We start from the raw sequence: 18,053 nt of genomic DNA, 5'->3' as shown, positions 1-18,053 counted from the left end.
CTCTCAGAGGTGTTAGACCAGATAAAAGAACGTGAAGACGAATACCCAGACCAGGTCGACGAAGTGCCAGTACAGACCAACTTTCTCGACCATTTCATAGTGCCCGCGACGATCATACAGACCGAAGGCCGTGCGGTAGAAGATCAGGACATTCAGAACGACTCCACTGAAAACGTGCGTACCGTGGAAGCCGGTGATGAAGAAGAACAGGTCGGCGAATGCCGGAGGTCCGTATTGGTTCTCGACCAGGTTCGCGCCGAAAACCGTGCGTTCAATCCATTGTCCGTTCACCAGTTCCTTGATCACCGTACCGTTTTCAGTACCATGGATAAAGTGCGACCACTCCCATGCCTGGCTCCCGAGGAAGGTAAGCCCGCCGAGAATGGTCCACAGCATGTATTTTTCGACGGCCCGGCGGTCCATCCGATGCCCGGCTTCGACGGCCAGAACCATGGTTACCGAAGAGAAGATCAGGATAAAGGTCATGATCCCGACGAATACCAGAGGCAATTCCATCCCATGGAGGAAGGGCACCGCTTCATATACCTTTTCCGGGATCGGCCAATACAGGTTTGAAAAATGAAATGCACCGTGAATTGCCGGATCATATGCCGGGTAACTGAACCGGATAAGTCCATAAGTTACCAGCAATGCGGAGAAGGTAAAGGTGTCTGAAATCAGGAAGAACCACATCATGAGCTTTCCGTAGCTCACTTTCATGGGTTCAACGCCCCCCATCCAGGATTTTTTGTCAAACACCGGTGCTTCGGTCGTTGCAGTAGCCGCCATGCTTTACGAAAAGTGAATTAATTAAAGTACAGTAAAAAGCCAAACAAATAAATCCACAGGACGTCAAGGAAATGCCAGTAGGTCATGCAGATCTCGACCTGTGTCAGGTTTTTGGCATGGATCTTCAGTCGAAAAGCTGCCCGTAAGGCAAAAAGCAGCACCATCAGACCGGTGATCAGGTGGAAGGCATGAAGGCCCGTGAACACGTACATGAATGAACCTGAAGGGTTTCCGACAAAGTACACGTTCTGGGCAACCAGATCCCTCCAGCCGACATATTGCATGACCAAAAAGACCAGACCGAACACAAAAGTAATAGAAATTGCTATTCTCAATGCCCCGAAATTATCTTTTTTTGCAGCCAGATAAGCCCAGTGCATCGATACGCTGCTCACCAGAAGTACAGCCGTGCTGTACCAGAAAACCACCGGCATTTCAAACTCCAGCCAGTTGCCCTCCGCTCTCCGGACCAGGTAAGCACTGGTCATGGAAGCAAACAACATAATAATACTGACCACGAACAACCAGAGGATAAACTTCCTCGGGTTCATCGACATGGTCTCCTCGGGTTCTTCGAACACCGGCAGACTTTTAACCACTTCGCTCATTTTATTGTTACACTTTGTCTATGAGAAAGGCGATCTGGACAATCGGCAGATACAAAAATGATCCGAACATTATTTGTAATGCTGCCCGGTCCGTACATCTCCTCATCAGGTAAAACGTCTGAGCCAGGAATAGGATTCCACAAACCATCGCTATCAGTGCCGAATTCATACCGGTCATTCCCAATTCATAGGGCAGCCAGCCAACCGGCAAAAGAAACAGGGTGTAGATCATGATCTGCAAAGCCGTATCGGCATCCTTCCCGCCGGCGGCAGGCAGTAACTTAAACCCGGCTTTCTTATAATCGTTATCCGCTACCCAGGCAATCGCCCAGAAATGCGGGAACTGCCAGAAAAACTGAATAGCAAACAAAATACCGGGCTCCAGACCGAAATGGTTGGTGGCCGCGATCCAGCCGATCATCGGCGGAAATGCGCCGGGCAAAGCTCCCACGAAAACGGCAATCGGCCCGACGCGTTTCAGCGGAGTATAAACGAAGCCGTACAGCAGCAGGGAAAGAACCGAGAGGGCCGCTGCCCGCAGATTGAAAAATACGATGAACAGATAACAGGCTACGATGAACAGCACCAGGGCAAAAACGGCGGCTTCTCCCGGACTGATACGGCCCGTCGGCAGCGGCCGGCTGGCCGTGCGTTTCATCAGCTTGTCGTAATCCTTTTCAATAATCTGATTGATGATATTGGCGGCACCGGTCATCGCCAGCGAGGCCATAAACAGAACTCCCAGCTTTAGCCAGTCGATCCGGTTCGCAGCCAGACTGTAGCCAAACATACCCGACAGGGCGACGAAGGCCGACAGACGAAATTTAAGCAGTTCCAGATATGATTTTCCTTTGAGGAAAACCGCACTCAGTCGAATGGATTCGGTTCTTGTCGATTGCATTCTAAACTTCCGAATAATGCGGCAGCTCCGCTGCCTGCTTTTGTAAAAGTTGGTCGGCGTTCATCAGGAGCAGGATCGTAAACTGCAGCCCGAGCATGCCGATGGCCAACGTAAGATGAATGGGTTGCGCAAAAGCCGGTACACCAAAGTAAGACAGTACAATGCCCGTCCCGATTTCGACAACCACGAACAGGACCAGGTATCCGGTCAGCGCGGACAACAGCCCCCGGCTGGTCACTGTCTTCTTCAGCGTATGGATGACCGCCAGATGCAGCCCTAAAATTACTAGTGAAAAAGAACGGTGAATATAAAACCGGAAGTCCAGACTGTCGATCCACCGGTAACGCTCGCTGTAACCGATTCTCTGAATAACCTCATCGATCGATTCCCGCACCTGTGTACCCAGGAGGACCTGGGCCAGAGAAAGAACCATGGTGAGAATCAGTAAGCGGCTTAGAGCGGTTTTGCTGCGCTGCAGTCGTTCTACCGTGATATGGCCCTGGTAGGACCGGGCCAAAACATATAATAAGGCAAAAACTACCAGAATGGCCAGCAACATATGGAGTGTTACCATATAAGGCGTCAGTTCCGTTGCGACTACCTTGGACCCCAGCCATCCGTTCAGGCCGATCAGAATAAAGGCGGCCACACTGCCCCAGAAAACACGCTTATCTTTCCGAAGGTAAGGAACGGCGGCAATCAGTGTAGCAAAAACCAGCAATCCGGAAAAAGCACCCAACAGACGGTTGACGTACTCGATCCAGGTTTTTACGGCATTGAATTCAATTTCTCCCTTGAGTTTAGCGCCGTAAATCTCCTGATAATTGGGCGGAAGCTGGGAGATGTCGGTAGGCGGCACCCAGTTGCCGAAGCATCTGGGCCAGTCCGGACAGCCCATTCCGGAGCCTGTACTTCGGACAATCCCCCCCGCCAGAATCAGCAGGTAAATCGTAAGGACCGTCAGAAGGGCAAGCTTCCGGAATAAGCGTTCGCGGTTATTAGTGAGGTTGTTTGAACTGGTCATTATAGTTCTGTGCCTCAATCTCTTTCTCCAGAGCGATCAGTGCATTTTCATGCGGCAGGTTCGATTCCGGAGTCTGAGAGTAAGGAACATTCTGCGGAATGAAGTCTTCCGCGGCTCCCGGCTTGCTGTAATCGTACGGCCAGCGGTAGACTGCCGGGATTTCGCCCGGCCAGTTGCCGTGACCCGGATGCAGCGGGGTCGTCCACTCCAGCGTGTTGGAACGCCAGGGGTTCAGCGGTGCCTTCCGGCCACGGAAGATACTGTAGACGAAGTTGTACAGGAACAGGAACTGAGCCCCGAAAGTCAGGATCGCGGCCAGGCTGACGAACGTGTTCAGATCACCGAAGGTCTGGAAGGCGTCATAACTAGTGAATGAATAGTAACGACGCGGAAAACCGGCGATACCAATATAGTGCATCGGGAAGAAGACCAGATAAATCCCGACAAACGTAAACCAGAAGTGGATCTGTCCGAGCGTGTTGTTCATCATCCGTCCGAAGAATTTCGGGAACCAGTGGTAGACACCGGCCAGGAAGCCGAAGGCCGAAGCCGCCCCCATCACAAGGTGGAAGTGAGCCACGACGAAGTACGTATCATGCAGCTGAATATCCAGGGCACTGTTACCCAGGATGATACCCGTCAAACCGCCGGAGATGAAGAACGATACCAGACCGATCGAGAACAGCATCGCCGGAGTAAAGACGATGTTTCCCCGCCAGAGCGTCGTGATGTAGTTGAACGCCTTTACGGCCGACGGTACGGCAATGATCAGCGTCAGGAACATGAAGATCGAGCCCAGGAAGGGGTTCATACCCGTCACGAACATATGGTGCGCCCACACGATAAACGCCAGGAACGCAATCCCGATCATCGACGCAATCATCGCCCGATAACCGAAAATCGGCTTGCGGGAATTGGTCGCGATCACTTCCGAGGTAATACCGAGGGCCGGCAGAAGAACGATATATACTTCCGGATGGCCCAGGAACCAGAACAGGTGCTGGAACAGGATTGGGCTACCTCCTACATTCGGGAGAGCCTCACCGCCGATATAAATTTCGGAAAGGTAAAAGCTGGTTCCCATGCTCCGGTCGAAGATCAGCAGCAGGGCCGCCGAAAGCAGGACCGGGAAGGAGATCAGACCCAGGACCGCCGTCAGGAAGAAAGCCCAGATCGGCAACGGCAGCTTACTGAACGACATCCCCCGCGTACGCAGGTTGATCACCGTCGTAATATAGTTGATACCGCCTAGCAACTGGGAAACGATGAACAGGGCCATACTGATCAGCCACATAGTCATCCCCAGACCGGAACCGGACACCGCCTGCGGCAAGGCGCTCAGAGGGGGATAAATTACCCAGCCGCCGGAAGCCGGACCTGTTTCGATAAACAGGGAAGCGAACATGATCACGCTGGACAGGAAGAAAAACCAGTAAGACAGCATGTTCAGGAATCCGGAGGCCATGTCGCGGGCGCCTACCTGCAGCGGAATCAGGAAGTTGGAGAAGGTTCCGCTGAGACCGGCCGTCAACACGAAGAATACCATGATGGTACCGTGCATCGTGACCAGCGCCAGATAAAACTCTTTATCCAGTTTTCCGGATGAATCGATCCAGTTTCCCAGGATAGGCCGGAGCCATTCCAGTTTCATATCGGGGAAACCTAACTGCAAGCGAAAAATAATGGACAGCGACGCACCGATAATTGCCCAGAAGATTCCCGAAAACATATATTGCTTCGCAATCGTCTTATGGTCCTCCGAGAAAATGTATTTCCTCAGGAAACTCTGCGGCTCATGGTGTTCGTGCTCTTCGACGTGAGCTGACGACGCTGCACTCGTTCCAACGGTTGCCATAGATTATTTTATAAGATTTCTTAGGTTAAAGAATTAACGTAATGATGCGGTCGATGCTCCGCCGGCGGCTTCTTCCGCCGGAGCGGACGTGCTGTCGGCCGGGGCTGAAGTCGCATCAGCCGGTACATATTTCGCCGCTTTCGCTCTCAGATTTTCCGGCACGCGGGCCAGATAGTCCGGGTTATTCGTAAGCCAGGGTTTTTGCTCCGAAACCCATTTCCGGAACGAATCCTCGTCCTCGACTACCAGGTTCATTTTCATGGAGAAGTGGCCCTGACCGCAGACTTCCGTACAGGCAATTTCATAACGGAAGCTTTGGTTGCCGGTCTCGTTGCGCATCTGTTCCGTCGTCTTATCGGGGATGAACCAGAAACGCGTCGGCATACCCGGCACGGCATCCATCTTCACCCGCATGTGGGGAATGAAGACGCTGTGCAGCACATCCTTGGCCCGGATTTTCAGCAGAATCGGTTTGCCGACCGGAATGTGCATTTCCGTAGCCGTAAAGTCATCGAATGACGCTTCATCGGCCAGGTCGATACCGAGACTGTTGTTGGCATCGATCAGCTTATAGTTATAGTTACCCAGCTTATTGTTGTCGACACCGGGGTAACGCAACTCCCAGTTGAACTGCTTTCCGACAATTTCAATCACAAGGGCATCGGTCGGGGCTTCCGACATGATGTCTCTCCAGGCTCTCCAGCCGGTAAATACGAGCAGCGCCATCACGACGGCCGGTATTACCGTCCAGATCAGTTCCAGTTTGTGGTTTTCAGGGTAGTACGTGGCCTTGTGGTCTTTGCGGTACTGATACCGGAATGCAAAGACGAACAGCAGGGCATTCGTGACGAAAAACGCAAGGGTAATGATGGCCATGACCAACCAGAACAGATTATCCGTCCGGCGTCCGTGCGGAGAGGACGCTTCCGGAAGGAAATAATCCGAGGCATGGATGAACGACCAGGCTGCCGCAATCGACCCAAAGATCAGGAAGGCGAGGAAAAGCATACCGTTAATCCGGTTGCTCATTCCGAGCGGCCGCACCTGCTGCTCATCGGATACTCCGCCACTGACGCCTTTTAAAACAGAGGTCAATCGCGTCAGCACCAGAATAGCCAGTATTAAAAATACTAACGACAAAAGTCCTACTACGTAAACCATATCAATCTGAGGTGAATAGTAATTACAAGTACTGGTTTCTAAATATCATGATGAAGTGATTCTTCCAGCATCGGATGATTCCGGGGAATCAGGTTCCCTTTCGTCAGCTGGGTAGAAACCGACCAGATGAAAGCGCACGCAAAAATCAGGATCATTCCGAATTCGATAGGACCGAAACCGCCGTGTTCACCCACAGCAGCGGGCATGATGTTTTCGTAGAAATCGAAATAATGTCCGATGATAATTCCCCAGCAGGCAATCTTCAGGACGATCGGAGTACGCTTGGCATCCCGCGTCATCAGAACCAGAAAGGGGAAAAAGAAGCACATGAAAAGGTTAACGAAGAACGGTGCCTGATAAATTCCGCCGTGGCCGGTAAACCGTTCCCGGTAATAGATGGTTTCCTCCGGCAGGTTAGCGTAATAAATCAGCATGAACTGCGCGAACCAGACGTATGCCCAGAAGATACTAAAGGCGAACATGAATTTACCAAGGTCGTGCAGGTGGCTGGCATTGACCGCTTTCAGATAGCCCTGTTCTTTCAGGGACACGACGACGAGCGTAATGATGGCCAGACCGGTTACGTGCCAGCTGGCCAGGGTATACCAGCCGAACATCGTACTGAACCAGTGGGTATCCATAGACATGACGAAGTCCCAGGCCGAAGTCGATGAAGTCACGGCAAAAATGACGAGGAATGCCGTTCCGAACTTAATGCTTTTCTCATAGTATTCGGTTCCGCCTTCTAAGTCTTCACGCAGGGAAAAGTTCCGCAGCAGTCGCCACAAACCGTACCAGGCCGCAAAGTAGATTACGAGCCGGATCAGGAAGAAGGGCGTGTTCAGAAAGCCCCGTTTCCCGGCAATGATCGGATCGTACTCGGGGCTGTTCTTATCGAAAAGCTCCGCGTGCGTCCAGTGGAACAGGTCATGGCCGGCCACGAAAAAAGTGATCAGCATCAGGATACCGGTTACCGGCAGAAAGGCAGGCAGGGCTTCGGGAACCCGCTTGAAAACGGCCGACCAGCCGGCCTGGGCCAGGTAATTATAGGCCAGCCAGAACATTCCGGTCACGGCTGCGCCGGTGAAATAGACGCTGTTCAGCCAGACATTGGCCCATAACCGGGTCGTCCACTTGTAAGCGTGGTGGCCTTCGGCGCTTTGCGCACCCCCATGAGCCGCTTCCACATGCTCATGGCTGCCGATGCCTTTCGCAGCCAGAAAAGCGCCCAGACCAACCAGAACTACCCCGGCGATAATACCGATGGTCAGCTTCCGTTTGCTTTCGGCCGTGAATTCGTATTGTTCTTCTACAGACGGTATTGAATGTATCGACGCCATTACTTTGTCAACTGATTTTCTGCAATGCTGAAATTATCCCTGCTGCAACTTCTGAACGTAGTGAACGATCTTCCAACGTTCTTCCGGAGTCATCTGTGAACCATGAGGCCACATCCGGCCCTTTCCGTGCGTAATCACGTGAAAAACGTGTCCATCGTTCATCGGCGGAAGGGAGGAATACACAGGGACCCCTTTGTACTGGGCCGCTACCAGACCATCGCCTTTACCGGTTTCGCCGTGGCAGTGCTGACAGTACCGGGCATAATATTCTTTTCCTTCCGTCAGGGTCCTGTCGTTCAGAGGAACGGGGTTCTTCAGTACACGCTCCGAAATAGCAATGCTATCGCCCGGGATGTTGTATACCATCAGGTCCCGAACGGCACTGTCTCCCTTTCCGAAAGAAGTATGGTAGTTCCGGCGGGATACGGTACCTTTTACCGGCTCCCAGAGGTTCGCACCGTACTTGTTATATGGGTTTTTAAATCCGTCCTGCTGTTTATACGGCTCATAACCAACCGGCTCATACATATTCGGTGCAAACTCGGTACCCGGATTATCATGGCCTCGCTTGCAAGCCGTTATGGTCAGTATGGCGGCTGCCATCACCAGAAGGGAGCGGTTCAGTCGCGTGAACTTCATGTATCGTTAGTCGAATTAAAATTGTTTCACATTAACTTCGGCAGCGCCGGACGTCCGCAGGACCGTGGCAATCTCCGTCTCGGACAGTTTGTTTTTGTTCAGGTCGATCGCCATCACAAACTTGTTGTCCGTGCTCCGCAGATCGAACATCAGCGGTTTGACCGTAGGCCCCAGGCCGTTCGATACCAGGAAGGTCCCGACCATTCCAAGCGCCGTAAACAGTACCGTGAATTCAAACATGACCGGAATGTACGCCGGCAGGGAGTAAGGGTCTTTTCCACCGATAATCATCGGCCAGTCATAGCCCATCGTGTAAACCGTCAGCGCAACCATGCACAGGAAGCCGGTCAGACCAAACAGGAAAGCGGCAATACCGATGCGGGTCCGGGGGTGGCCCAGCGCTACGTCCAGACCGTGAATCGGGAACGGGGAATACACTTCATGGATACGTACCCCGGCATTCTTCACTTCTTTGACAGCCTTCAGAACGACGTCGTCGTCGTCATAAATGCCTACCAGAAACTTTGCGTTATCGTTGTGTTGAACAGCCATTCTTGTCGTACAATTTTGAAATCGATCGATCAGGAAAACCGTCTGAATAAAAAACGTTTTGTTTAATCAGCCCGGTTTTGCCCTTCCCGGATTTTATTCAGCGTTTTTGTTGAAAGTGGGGTTAGCCACACGCTCTCCTTTCGCCACTCCGGAAACGGAAGCCGGCAGTTTTTCGGACGAGGAGCGGATGATGGCTTTCACCTCGAACATGTTGATTACCGGAAGGAACTTGGCAAACAGCAGGAAGAGCGTAAAGAACAACCCGAATGAGAAGATATAATCGCTGATATCAAAAATCGTCGGTGAGAACATGGCCCAGCTGGAGGGCAGGTAGTCGCGGTGCAGCGAGGTAACGATAATAACGAAGCGCTCGAACCACATACCGATATTCACAACCACGGAAAGAACGAAGGTCCAGACGATGCTCCTGCGGATTCTGCGTGACCAGAACAGCTGCGGAGAAATTACGTTACAGGTCATCATCGCCCAGTATGCCCACCAGTACGGACCGGTCATCCGGTTCAGGAACGCGTATCCTTCATATTCTACCCCGGAGTACCAGGCAATGAAGAACTCGGTAATATAGGCGACCCCTACGATAGAACCGGTCAGGGTGATGATCTTGTTCATCGACTCGATGTGCTCGAACGTGATGTAATCCTCAAGTTTGAAAACTACCCGCGTAATCAGCATCAGGTTCTGTACCATCGCAAAACCGGAGAAGATGGCACCGGCAACGAAGTAGGGAGGGAAGATCGTCGTGTGCCAGCCCGGAATGACGGAGGTGGCAAAGTCGAAGCTCACGATCGTGTGTACGGAAAGTACGAGGGGCGTGGAGATACCGGCCAGGATAAGGCTGATGTACTCGTACCGTGCCCAGGTCTTTGCACCGCCGTTCCAGCCGAGGGACAGCGTACCGTAGATATACCGTGACACTTTATTGGTGGCCCGGTCGCGGATCGTCGCCAGGTCAGGCACCAGACCCATGTACCAGAATACGAGCGAAACGGTGAAATACGTACTGATGGCAAATACGTCCCAGACTAGCGGAGAGTTGAAGTTTACCCACAACGAACCGAAGGTATTGGGAAGCGGCAGCGCCCAGTAAGCCAGCCACGGACGACCCATGTGCATCAGAATGAAGCTTGCCGCACAGAGAACGGCGAAGATCGTCATGGCTTCAGCCGCCCGGTTGATGGAAGTCCGGTATTTCATTCGGAACAGCAGCAGGATGGCCGAGATCAGCGTACCGGCGTGACCGATACCAACCCACCAAACGAAGTTGGTGATGTCCCAGGCCCAGCCGACGGTTTTGTTCAAACCCCAGACGCCGAGTCCCTCCCACCAGGTCCAGAAGACGCATGCCGTTCCGTAGATCAATACAATAAAGGAAATAGCGAAAGCAATCGTCCACTCGCGGGTCGGTTTTCCTTCGACCTGTCTGCAGATGTCTTCCGTCACGTCGGCGTACGTTTTACCCCCGGTTACCAGGGGGGTTCTCACGGATGATGTAACGTGCATTGGTTGTTAAGGTTGAATGCTATTGGTGAACTGACTTTCTGTACGCAATGCGAAGTGAAACTTACGCTTCTTCCTTCGATTCCTGATTCTTCTCCAGATGCGGCTCCTCGTCCTTGTTCCGGATTTTGGTCAGGTAAGTGATCTGCGGTCTTACGTTGATTTCCTCCAGCACCTGGAAGCCACGTCCCTCCTGCTCTTCCCGGCTGATCTTCGCTACCGTGCTTTCCGGGTCGTTCAGGTCACCGAAAATGATGGCATCGGTGGGGCAGGCCTGAGCACAGGCCGTCTGGATTTCATCCGGATAGGGTCTTCTGCGTTCTTTTTTCGCATTCAGTTTTCCTTCCTGAATCCGCTGTACGCAGAAAGAACACTTCTCGATAACCCCCCGTGAACGAACCGTGACATCCGGGTTGATGACCATCTTGCCCAGGTCGTTGTTGAAGTGGTAGTCGAAATTATCGTTGTTGAAATACTTGAACCAGTTGAAACGACGCACTTTGTACGGACAGTTGTTCGCACAGTAACGGGTCCCGATGCAGCGGTTGTAGGTCATCTGATTAAGACCTTCCGTACTATGGGAAGTCGCGATGACCGGGCAAACCGTTTCACAGGGCGCATTCGAACAATGCTGGCAGAGCATCGGCTGGAAGACGACCTCCGGGTTCTCGGAAGCGACCTCCAGACCCTTGTAATCTTCTTCCGGCGCATCGCTGCTGTAGTAGCGGTCGATCCGGATCCAGTGCATCTCGCGCCGGTTGATCACTTCCTGGCGACCGACCGTCGGAATATTATTTTCGGAGATACAACCCACCACACAGGCGTTACAGCCGATGCACGAGTTCAGGTCGATGACCATCCCCCAGGAGTGATTGGGTTTTCCGTAACCGTTCCAGAGGGTAATATCGGTGGGGCTCACCGGCCCTTCCGCCGTCTGAACTTTAGGCAGGAACCGACCGGCTTTCGAATCTTTCTGGTAAGAGGCCAGACGGGCTTCCTGAATGACCGCACGACGTCCCATAACCGTATGGTGGGTCTGCGTCTGGGCAATTTCCCGGTGACCGCCGGCTTTGGTAAGATTGACCGTCGCTCCGGAAAAGGCAACGGATCCCCCTACGACGGATGCCAGCGGATAAGCATTCTTTCCAACACCATCCGCCGACTTGCCGGCTTTTTCACGGCCGTAACCGATGGCAACCGCGACCACGTTCTCGGCCAGACCAGGCTGCACGACGACCGGAAGTTCGATGGCCGGCTTCCCGCTTACTTCAACGGAAACCAGGGAACCTTGTTCGACGCCCAGGTCTTTCGCCGTTTTATGTGATAGAACGGCATAATTGTCCCAGCAGGCTTTCGTCACCGGATCCGGCACTTCCTGCAGCCACGGGTTGTTGGCCTCGGCGCCCGTACCGATGCTCACTTTTTCATAAAGTGCCAGTTCGATGCCGGTGGCATTGGCCTTGTACCGCTGACCGATCCCGGTGGCGGCTGCGGCTACGTTACCGGCAAAAGCCGCTCCTGTAGCCGTCGGAGCCGTTTTGGGCTCAATGACGCCGTCGTGCAGGGACTGAATCCAGAACTGCTCGAAAGAAGCACCGCTTCCGGCCTGCGGGAAAATATTAGTCCGCCAGTAATTTTTGACGTAAGTTTCAAAGTTCGGGTTCAGCCCGGCCCACTTCAGCAGCGACGACTGCGCCTGACGGGTCTTGAAAATCAGGTTGATCGTGGGCTGGACGAGGCTGAAATAGCCAGTTTTCGGCTCCGCGTCGTTCCAGGACTCTAGATAGTGGGGAGACGGACAGATGAATTTACAGATAGACCCCGTCTCATCGGCCCGATCGCCGAAGGACACGGAAAGAGGCACGCGTGAAAGCGCGTCTCTCAACTCGGCCCCACGCGGGTGGTCATAAACCGGGTTGGCTGCGTAGAAGAAAACGCCCTGTACCTGACCGCCCTTCACTTCATTGATAAAGGCGTTCATGGCTTCGTCGTTCCCCTGGCGGGTATTCAGCGGACGACCCAGGTCGATGGTAGAGCCGTAGCTGCCCAGCAGGTTGTTCAGGGCATTGACGACTACCTGAACGTTGGCGTCGTTGGAGCCGGAGACCACCAGAGCAGCGCCCCGGGCAGCCACCAGGTCGTTGGCGGCCTTATCCAGGTTGGCCACGTTCAGCGACGGAACGCTGATCGCGGTGCCCCCTACCTTGGCCGCTACCTTATTATAGAGGTTGGCCACCACCAGACCCTCCTGAGAGGGCTTGATCGGCGTCCGATAATCGGCGTTGGCACCGGTCATCGTGAAAGGAGCCTCGAACTGGTAGTGCCGGGACATCGTCTTCTTACCGTTGCCGATAGACCCAATTTTCCGGGTCTTCCCGTACTGAACGGAAAATTCGAGCGGAGCCACCCAGGACCCCAGGAAGTCGGCACCGATACTGACAATGGTCCGGGCTTTACTGAAATCATACGACGGGACGACGGCTCTGCCGAAAGAAGCCTGGTTAGCCTTCACGATGCCGTATACCGAGTTGGCATCGTACTGAATATGACGGGCCGTCGGGTATTTCGCGATGAAATCAGCAATAACCGCCTTGGTAGACGGGCTGATAATCGTGGAAGAAACAATCCGGATGGCACCGCCCCGGCCGGCGATCGACTGAAGCTGATTCAGGATCTCGCGGTCGGCCGTTGCCCAGTCGATGTCCGCTTCTCCCCGCTTGGGTCCCTTCAGTTTGTCGATGTCGTACAGAGACAGAACGGAAGCCTGCACCCGGGAAGTAGTACCGCCCAGGGTTAGGGTAGAAGAAGCATTACCTTCAATTTTAATAGGGCGACCTTCCCGGGTTTTGACCAGGACGGGAGCAAAGTCGCCCCCCTCACTATACGTTGATGCGTAGTAGTCGGCAATCGAAGGGAATATGGTTTCCGGCTTATTGATGTAAGGGATGGCGCGATGCACCGGTGCATCGCAGGCCGCCAGTGAAACGGCCGCCATACCAAAACCCAGGACTTTCAGAAAATCCCGGCGGTCGGAGCCGATTCCGTCAACTATACTTTCAGATTCGGTGGTCTTATTCTCGGTACTGGCGTCTGAAAACTCCTTATACGCGTTTTTTACAAAAGATTCGTCGTTGCGTAGTTCTTCCAGCCCCCTCCAATACCGCTTATTTGTACTTTCCATACAGTCCTGATAGTTCGTTCAACTGTTTAATGGGTTCAACGTGATTAATAGTGGCATTTAGAGCATTCCAGACCACCGATATTTGCTACACGCAACGGTTGCTTGCTTTCTTTTCTGTGAAGGGCCACCAGCTTGTCGTAATAAGCATTGTCCTTCGTAGCAACTTCGGTCTTCCGGTGGCAGTCGATACACCAGCCCATCGTCAGTGACGAGCGCTGCTCTACCACTTCCATCTTCTCGATCTGACCATGGCAGGTCTGGCAATTGACCTGACCAACGTTGGTATGCTGCGCGTGGTTGAAGTAAGCCAGATCAGGCAGGTTATGTACACGAACCCATTCGATAGGGCGATCTTCCTCAATGGCTTTATAAATCTTTTGAATTTCCGGAGACTCTTTCTTGATCACCCCGTGGCAGTTCATACAGATATTAGCCGAAGGAATGGTTGCCGACTTCCCTTTATAAACTCCCGTATGGCAATACGCACAGTTGATCTGGTATTGACCGGCGTGAAGCTTGTGCGAGTAGGCGATCGGCTGCTTGGGAGCATATCCCTGTGAAATACCGACACTGTACAGGCCGTCGATGGTCTGTTTGGTAACGATGAAGACGAACAGCCAGAGGACGATCGAGCGGAGTGTGCTGTTACCGGCGGCCGCTTTGAGATTGGCCCCCAGGCGCTGCATGAAAGGAGTTGCCGGTGCGTCGGTGCCAGCCGTCGGGCTTACCGCCTTCGACAGGATGGTCACCAGAACCAGCAGAACGCCCAGAACCAGCAGCATGACGACCAGAAGACCCGCCAGTACGGCCGTGAACAGTCCGGACGGGCTTTCAGCCGTCGCACCACCGCCCTGAGCCGGCCCGTTGGCTACCTGTCCGCCCTGCTGGGTCGGTGCGGCCGCGGGCTTACCGGTTTCTTCTACATAGGCCAGAATGGACCGAATGTCGTCGTCCGACAAATTCGGAAAACTCTGCATGACGATCGGCTGAAACTTGTTATACAGGGCAACCGCATAAGGGTCGCCACTCGAAATAACGGCCTGGGGATTTTTGATCCATTTGATCAGCCAGGCTTCGTCCCGACGTTGCAGAATTCCTTTCAGACCCGGACCGACTACCTGTTCCTCCGTGACGGCGTGACACTGCTGACAATAGCTGGTATACAACTCTTTACCTTTTGCTGCATCACCGCCGGCAGCTCCTCCTGCAGCCGGAGCTGCCGCATCCTGAGCATGGGCCAGAAAGCCGTTAAAAAGAACTGCCAGTACAATTAGCCATGCACGGCTCGATCTTCGCAAGTACTTGTTAATCAATGAGAAACTATGAGAATCAGTATGCATACCTACTAATTATTTTCCATTAACACACAAAAGTAGTACAGGAACGGTTTTAATCAAACACTTGCGGTTTGATATTTTGACAGGCTTTTTTATTTATACTTCTTCTAATTACCTGTTTTTCTACCCGTTTTCTGCCCTTCTCAAAACCGGCTGTTCATCACGAATTGTTTAAAAAATAATGCCATCTGCCGGGCGATTCAGACCCCATGCAGATGGCATTATATATATAGGTATAAAACCGTAAAGGTCGAAAGTGACCCGGAGGTCCCGAGCGGATTCGAACCGCTGTAAAAGGTTTTGCAGACCTCTGCCTAGCCACTCGGCCACAGGACCGTTACTTGGTTTGAGGGTTGAGGAGTTTGAGTTTGGAGAGCCGGCCTTCGTAACCTGACCCCCTCGACTCTCGAACCCCTCAACCCTTAAACTTCTCGGAAACGTGCCGCAAACTTAATATAAAATTCATTGTCGGCGGCACGTCTCCTTAAAAATTTGCCTTATTCGCCTTTCTGGGCGCGGCCTTCCATTTGCTCTTTCAATGCAGCCAGGGCATCCAAGTCGCCGAGGGTAGCGCCACGCTCCGGCTCTTTGCCGGCGGCAGCGGGCTTCGGAGCGGCCTGTTTCTTCTCAGGCTTTCTCTCTTCACCTTTCTCCTGCCACGTTTTGTTGTGCGACAGCATGATGCGCTTCTCTTCTTTCGAGAACTCGAGCACTTTGAAGTCGAGCGTTTCGCCGACTTCTGCCCAGGAACCGTCTTCCTTCTGCAGCTGCTTCAGGGAAGCGAAGCCTTCGATGCCGTACGGCAGTTCGAGCGTAGCCACCTTGTCGTTTTTCGACAGGATCGTGCAGCGATGAACGGAACCCGGCGTGAAAACGCTTTCGAACGTATCCCAGGGGTTTTCTTCCAGTTGCTTATGACCCAGCGCCAGACGACGGTTTTCCACGTCCAGTTCCAGCACGACGACTTCCAGTTCTTCACCTACCTTGATGAAGTCGGACGGATGCTTGATTTTCTTCGTCCACGACAGGTCGGAGACGTGTACCAGACCGTCGATGCCTTCTTCCAGTTCCAGGAACAGACCGAAGTTGGTCAGGTTCCGGACGATGCCTTTGTGACGGGTGCCGACGGCGTATTTCGTCGTCAGTTCGGCCCGCGACCAGGGATCGGCCGTCAGTTGTTTGATACCCAGCGACATCTTGCGGTCGTTGCGGTCGAGCGTCAACACGACGGCTTCCACTTCGTCGCCCACTTTCAGGAAATCCTGAGGATTCCGCAGGTGCTGTGACCACGACATTTCGGAAACGTGGATTAGCCCTTCGACACCCGGCATGATTTCAAGGAACGCACCGTAGTCGGCAACATTGACGATCCGGCCACGAACTTTCGAACCGACCTGAATGTCCTGCGGCAGTGAATCCCAGGGGTGAGCCTGGAGCTGCTTCATGCCGAGGGAGATCCGCTTCTTGTCTTCGTCGAAGTCGAGAACCACGACGTTGACTTTCTGGTCGAGGTGCAGCAGTTCGGACGGATGGCTGATGCGGCCCCACGAGATGTCCGTGATGTGCAGCAGACCATCGACACCACCGAGGTCGATGAACACCCCGAAGTTGGTCATGTTTTTGATCACACCTTCCAGCACCTGACCTTTTTCGAGGTTGTTCAGGATCTGCTGACGCTGTGCTTCGAGATCTTTCTCGATCAGGACTTTGTGAGAAACGACTACGTTATCGTTGGCGTAGTTGATTTTCACCACTTTCACTTCCATCTTTTTGCCGACGAACACGTCGAAGTCACGGATCGGCTTCACGTCGATCTGCGACCCGGGCAGGAAGGCTTCAATGCTATAAATATCGACAATCAGACCCCCTTTGGTCCGGCGCTTCACGAAACCTTCGATAACGAGGTCTTCGTCGAGGGCGCGCTGGATTTTCTGCCAGGCCGTGATGACTTTGGCTTTCTTGCGCGACAGCACCAGCTGACCGTTGGGATCCTCCTGATTTTCTACGTATACTTCTACTTCATCGCCAATTTTCAGATCCGGCAGATCGCGAAACTCCGACGCCGGCACAAGGCCGTCTGATTTAAAACCGATGTTCAGAATAACTTCCCGGTCGGTAATGCCGACGACGGTTCCAGTAACTACTTCTTTTTCGTTTACCTGCGCCAGGGTATTGTCGTACAGCTCAGCCAGGCGGTTTCTTTCTTCCGCTGAATAGCCGCTACCGAAACCCCGGTTGTCTGCCTTGTCCCAATCAAAAGCCGGCAGTGTTTGCGTTTTGCTCATAAAATTTTGGTTGTGGCCCATTGTTACATCAGCCCCCGGGCCTTCCTGGCTGAATTTTAGTTCGTATTTGGAAACAGTCCTCCAAAAAAGGAGGTGCAAAAATAGTAATCTTTTTGAAAAAAAAGTTTGAAATCGATTAAAAATGCGAGAATTACCTGACAATAAAGGCAGAAAGACCGGGCCGAAGCCTGTCCGCTCCGATCCGGCCTTTCCGGTTTTTTTATTCAGAAATGTCAGGGATGATCAGTAGGCCTTTTCACGCTTCGCCAGGAAGGGCATCCAGCTCTCCTCCACCGATCCGGAGAAATCCCGCAGAAACACCAGGAAGGACGGTTTGAAGGGTTTCTGATGGAGCTTCATTCCGGATTCTTCCGGGGTCAGATCGCCTTTTTTGGAATTGCAGCGCTTGCAGGCCGTCACCAGATTGTCCCAGTTCGTCTTTCCGCCCCGCGACTTCGGAAGAACATGGTCGAGCGTCAGATCATCGTGGGTTCCGCAGTACTGGCAGCGATTGCCGTCCCGTTTGAAGATGTTCTGACGGTTCAGCATGACGCCCTTGTAGGGCAGGTGGACATAACGGTGAAGGCGGATAACGGTAGGAGACGGATATTCATCGTCCACGGTGCGTAGAACGTAGGTCTGAGATTCAGCAACGAGTTCCGCTTTGTTCAGGTAGACTAACAAGAACGCTTTCGGTACGGAACAGATGCTCAATGCGCTATAGTCTTGATTAAGCACCAGTACTTTCCTGCCCATAATGCTTGTCTGGCTCCTCTCTTTTTAAGCAAGTTAACTATAATTCATTATAAAAACGATACGTCCCGGCCAAGTTGTTTTATTTTTTTACAAATCTGAAAGCGAAC

14 protein-coding genes and 1 tRNA gene are annotated in these 18,053 nt (G+C 52.9%); all 15 read right to left on the bottom strand.

The window, feature by feature from the left end; translation table 11 throughout:
- Positions 1-12: 12 nt before the first annotated feature.
- The 15 genes from DX909_RS12830 to DX909_RS12760 all read right to left on the bottom strand — a co-directional run bounded on the left by DX909_RS12830 (position 13) and on the right by DX909_RS12760 (position 17,946).
- Positions 13-789: a cytochrome c oxidase subunit 3 gene (locus DX909_RS12830; protein WP_128545580.1), complete on the bottom strand. Its 777-nt coding sequence runs from the start codon at positions 787-789 to the stop codon at positions 13-15.
- Positions 790-806: 17 nt separating this feature from the next.
- Positions 807-1,397: a cytochrome c oxidase subunit 3 gene (locus DX909_RS12825; RefSeq protein ID WP_128545579.1), complete on the bottom strand. Its 591-nt coding sequence runs from the start codon at positions 1,395-1,397 to the stop codon at positions 807-809.
- 7 nt (positions 1,398-1,404) lie between these two features.
- Complete coding sequence (gene cyoE / locus DX909_RS12820) at positions 1,405-2,298, bottom strand: heme o synthase (RefSeq protein ID WP_128545578.1); 894 nt, start codon at positions 2,296-2,298, stop codon at positions 1,405-1,407.
- Between the two features lies 1 nt (position 2,299).
- Positions 2,300-3,322, bottom strand: a complete 1,023-nt coding sequence (locus DX909_RS12815) for a COX15/CtaA family protein (protein ID WP_128545577.1) — start codon at positions 3,320-3,322, stop codon at positions 2,300-2,302.
- Positions 3,297-5,177, bottom strand: coding sequence for a cytochrome c oxidase subunit I (locus DX909_RS12810; RefSeq protein WP_128545576.1), 1,881 nt, complete (start codon positions 5,175-5,177; stop codon positions 3,297-3,299). Before DX909_RS12810 ends, DX909_RS12815 begins: the two co-directional genes overlap by 26 nt.
- A 33-nt stretch (positions 5,178-5,210) precedes the next feature.
- Positions 5,211-6,338, bottom strand: coding sequence for a cytochrome c oxidase subunit II (locus tag DX909_RS12805; RefSeq protein ID WP_128545575.1), 1,128 nt, complete (start codon positions 6,336-6,338; stop codon positions 5,211-5,213).
- Positions 6,339-6,376: 38 nt separating this feature from the next.
- Positions 6,377-7,678 carry a quinol:cytochrome C oxidoreductase gene (locus DX909_RS12800; RefSeq protein ID WP_128545574.1) on the bottom strand — a complete coding sequence of 434 codons (1,302 nt, stop codon included), beginning with the start codon at positions 7,676-7,678 and terminating at the stop codon, positions 6,377-6,379.
- Between the two features lie 33 nt (positions 7,679-7,711).
- Complete coding sequence (locus DX909_RS12795; RefSeq protein WP_128545573.1) at positions 7,712-8,317, bottom strand: c-type cytochrome; 606 nt, start codon at positions 8,315-8,317, stop codon at positions 7,712-7,714.
- Positions 8,318-8,332: 15 nt separating this feature from the next.
- Complete coding sequence (locus DX909_RS12790; protein ID WP_128545572.1) at positions 8,333-8,869, bottom strand: DUF3341 domain-containing protein; 537 nt, start codon at positions 8,867-8,869, stop codon at positions 8,333-8,335.
- Positions 8,870-8,962: 93 nt separating this feature from the next.
- The gene (nrfD, locus tag DX909_RS12785) at positions 8,963-10,390 is read right to left on the bottom strand and encodes an NrfD/PsrC family molybdoenzyme membrane anchor subunit (RefSeq protein WP_128545571.1); all 1,428 of its coding nucleotides are present in this window, start codon (positions 10,388-10,390) and stop codon (positions 8,963-8,965) included.
- Positions 10,391-10,451: 61 nt separating this feature from the next.
- The gene (locus DX909_RS12780) at positions 10,452-13,568 is read right to left on the bottom strand and encodes a TAT-variant-translocated molybdopterin oxidoreductase (protein WP_128545570.1); all 3,117 of its coding nucleotides are present in this window, start codon (positions 13,566-13,568) and stop codon (positions 10,452-10,454) included.
- A gap of 44 nt (positions 13,569-13,612) precedes the next feature.
- Entirely contained in the window at positions 13,613-14,908 is a 1,296-nt protein-coding gene (locus DX909_RS12775) for a c-type cytochrome (protein ID WP_128545569.1), read from the bottom strand.
- Between the two features lie 262 nt (positions 14,909-15,170).
- Positions 15,171-15,241, bottom strand: a tRNA-Cys gene (locus DX909_RS12770).
- 161 nt (positions 15,242-15,402) lie between these two features.
- On the bottom strand, positions 15,403-17,190 hold the full coding sequence (rpsA, locus tag DX909_RS12765; RefSeq protein ID WP_128545568.1) for a 30S ribosomal protein S1: 1,788 nt from the start codon (positions 17,188-17,190) through the stop codon (positions 15,403-15,405).
- A 243-nt stretch (positions 17,191-17,433) separates the two neighbouring features.
- Positions 17,434-17,946: an HNH endonuclease gene (locus DX909_RS12760; RefSeq protein WP_128545567.1), complete on the bottom strand. Its 513-nt coding sequence runs from the start codon at positions 17,944-17,946 to the stop codon at positions 17,434-17,436.
- Positions 17,947-18,053 lie beyond the last annotated feature (107 nt).

Source organism: Larkinella soli (assembly GCF_003703975.1).
Classification (GTDB): domain Bacteria; phylum Bacteroidota; class Bacteroidia; order Cytophagales; family Spirosomataceae; genus Larkinella; species Larkinella soli.
The sequence above is the reverse complement of the archived record's forward strand: the minus strand, read 5'-3'. Positions and strand labels throughout refer to the sequence as shown.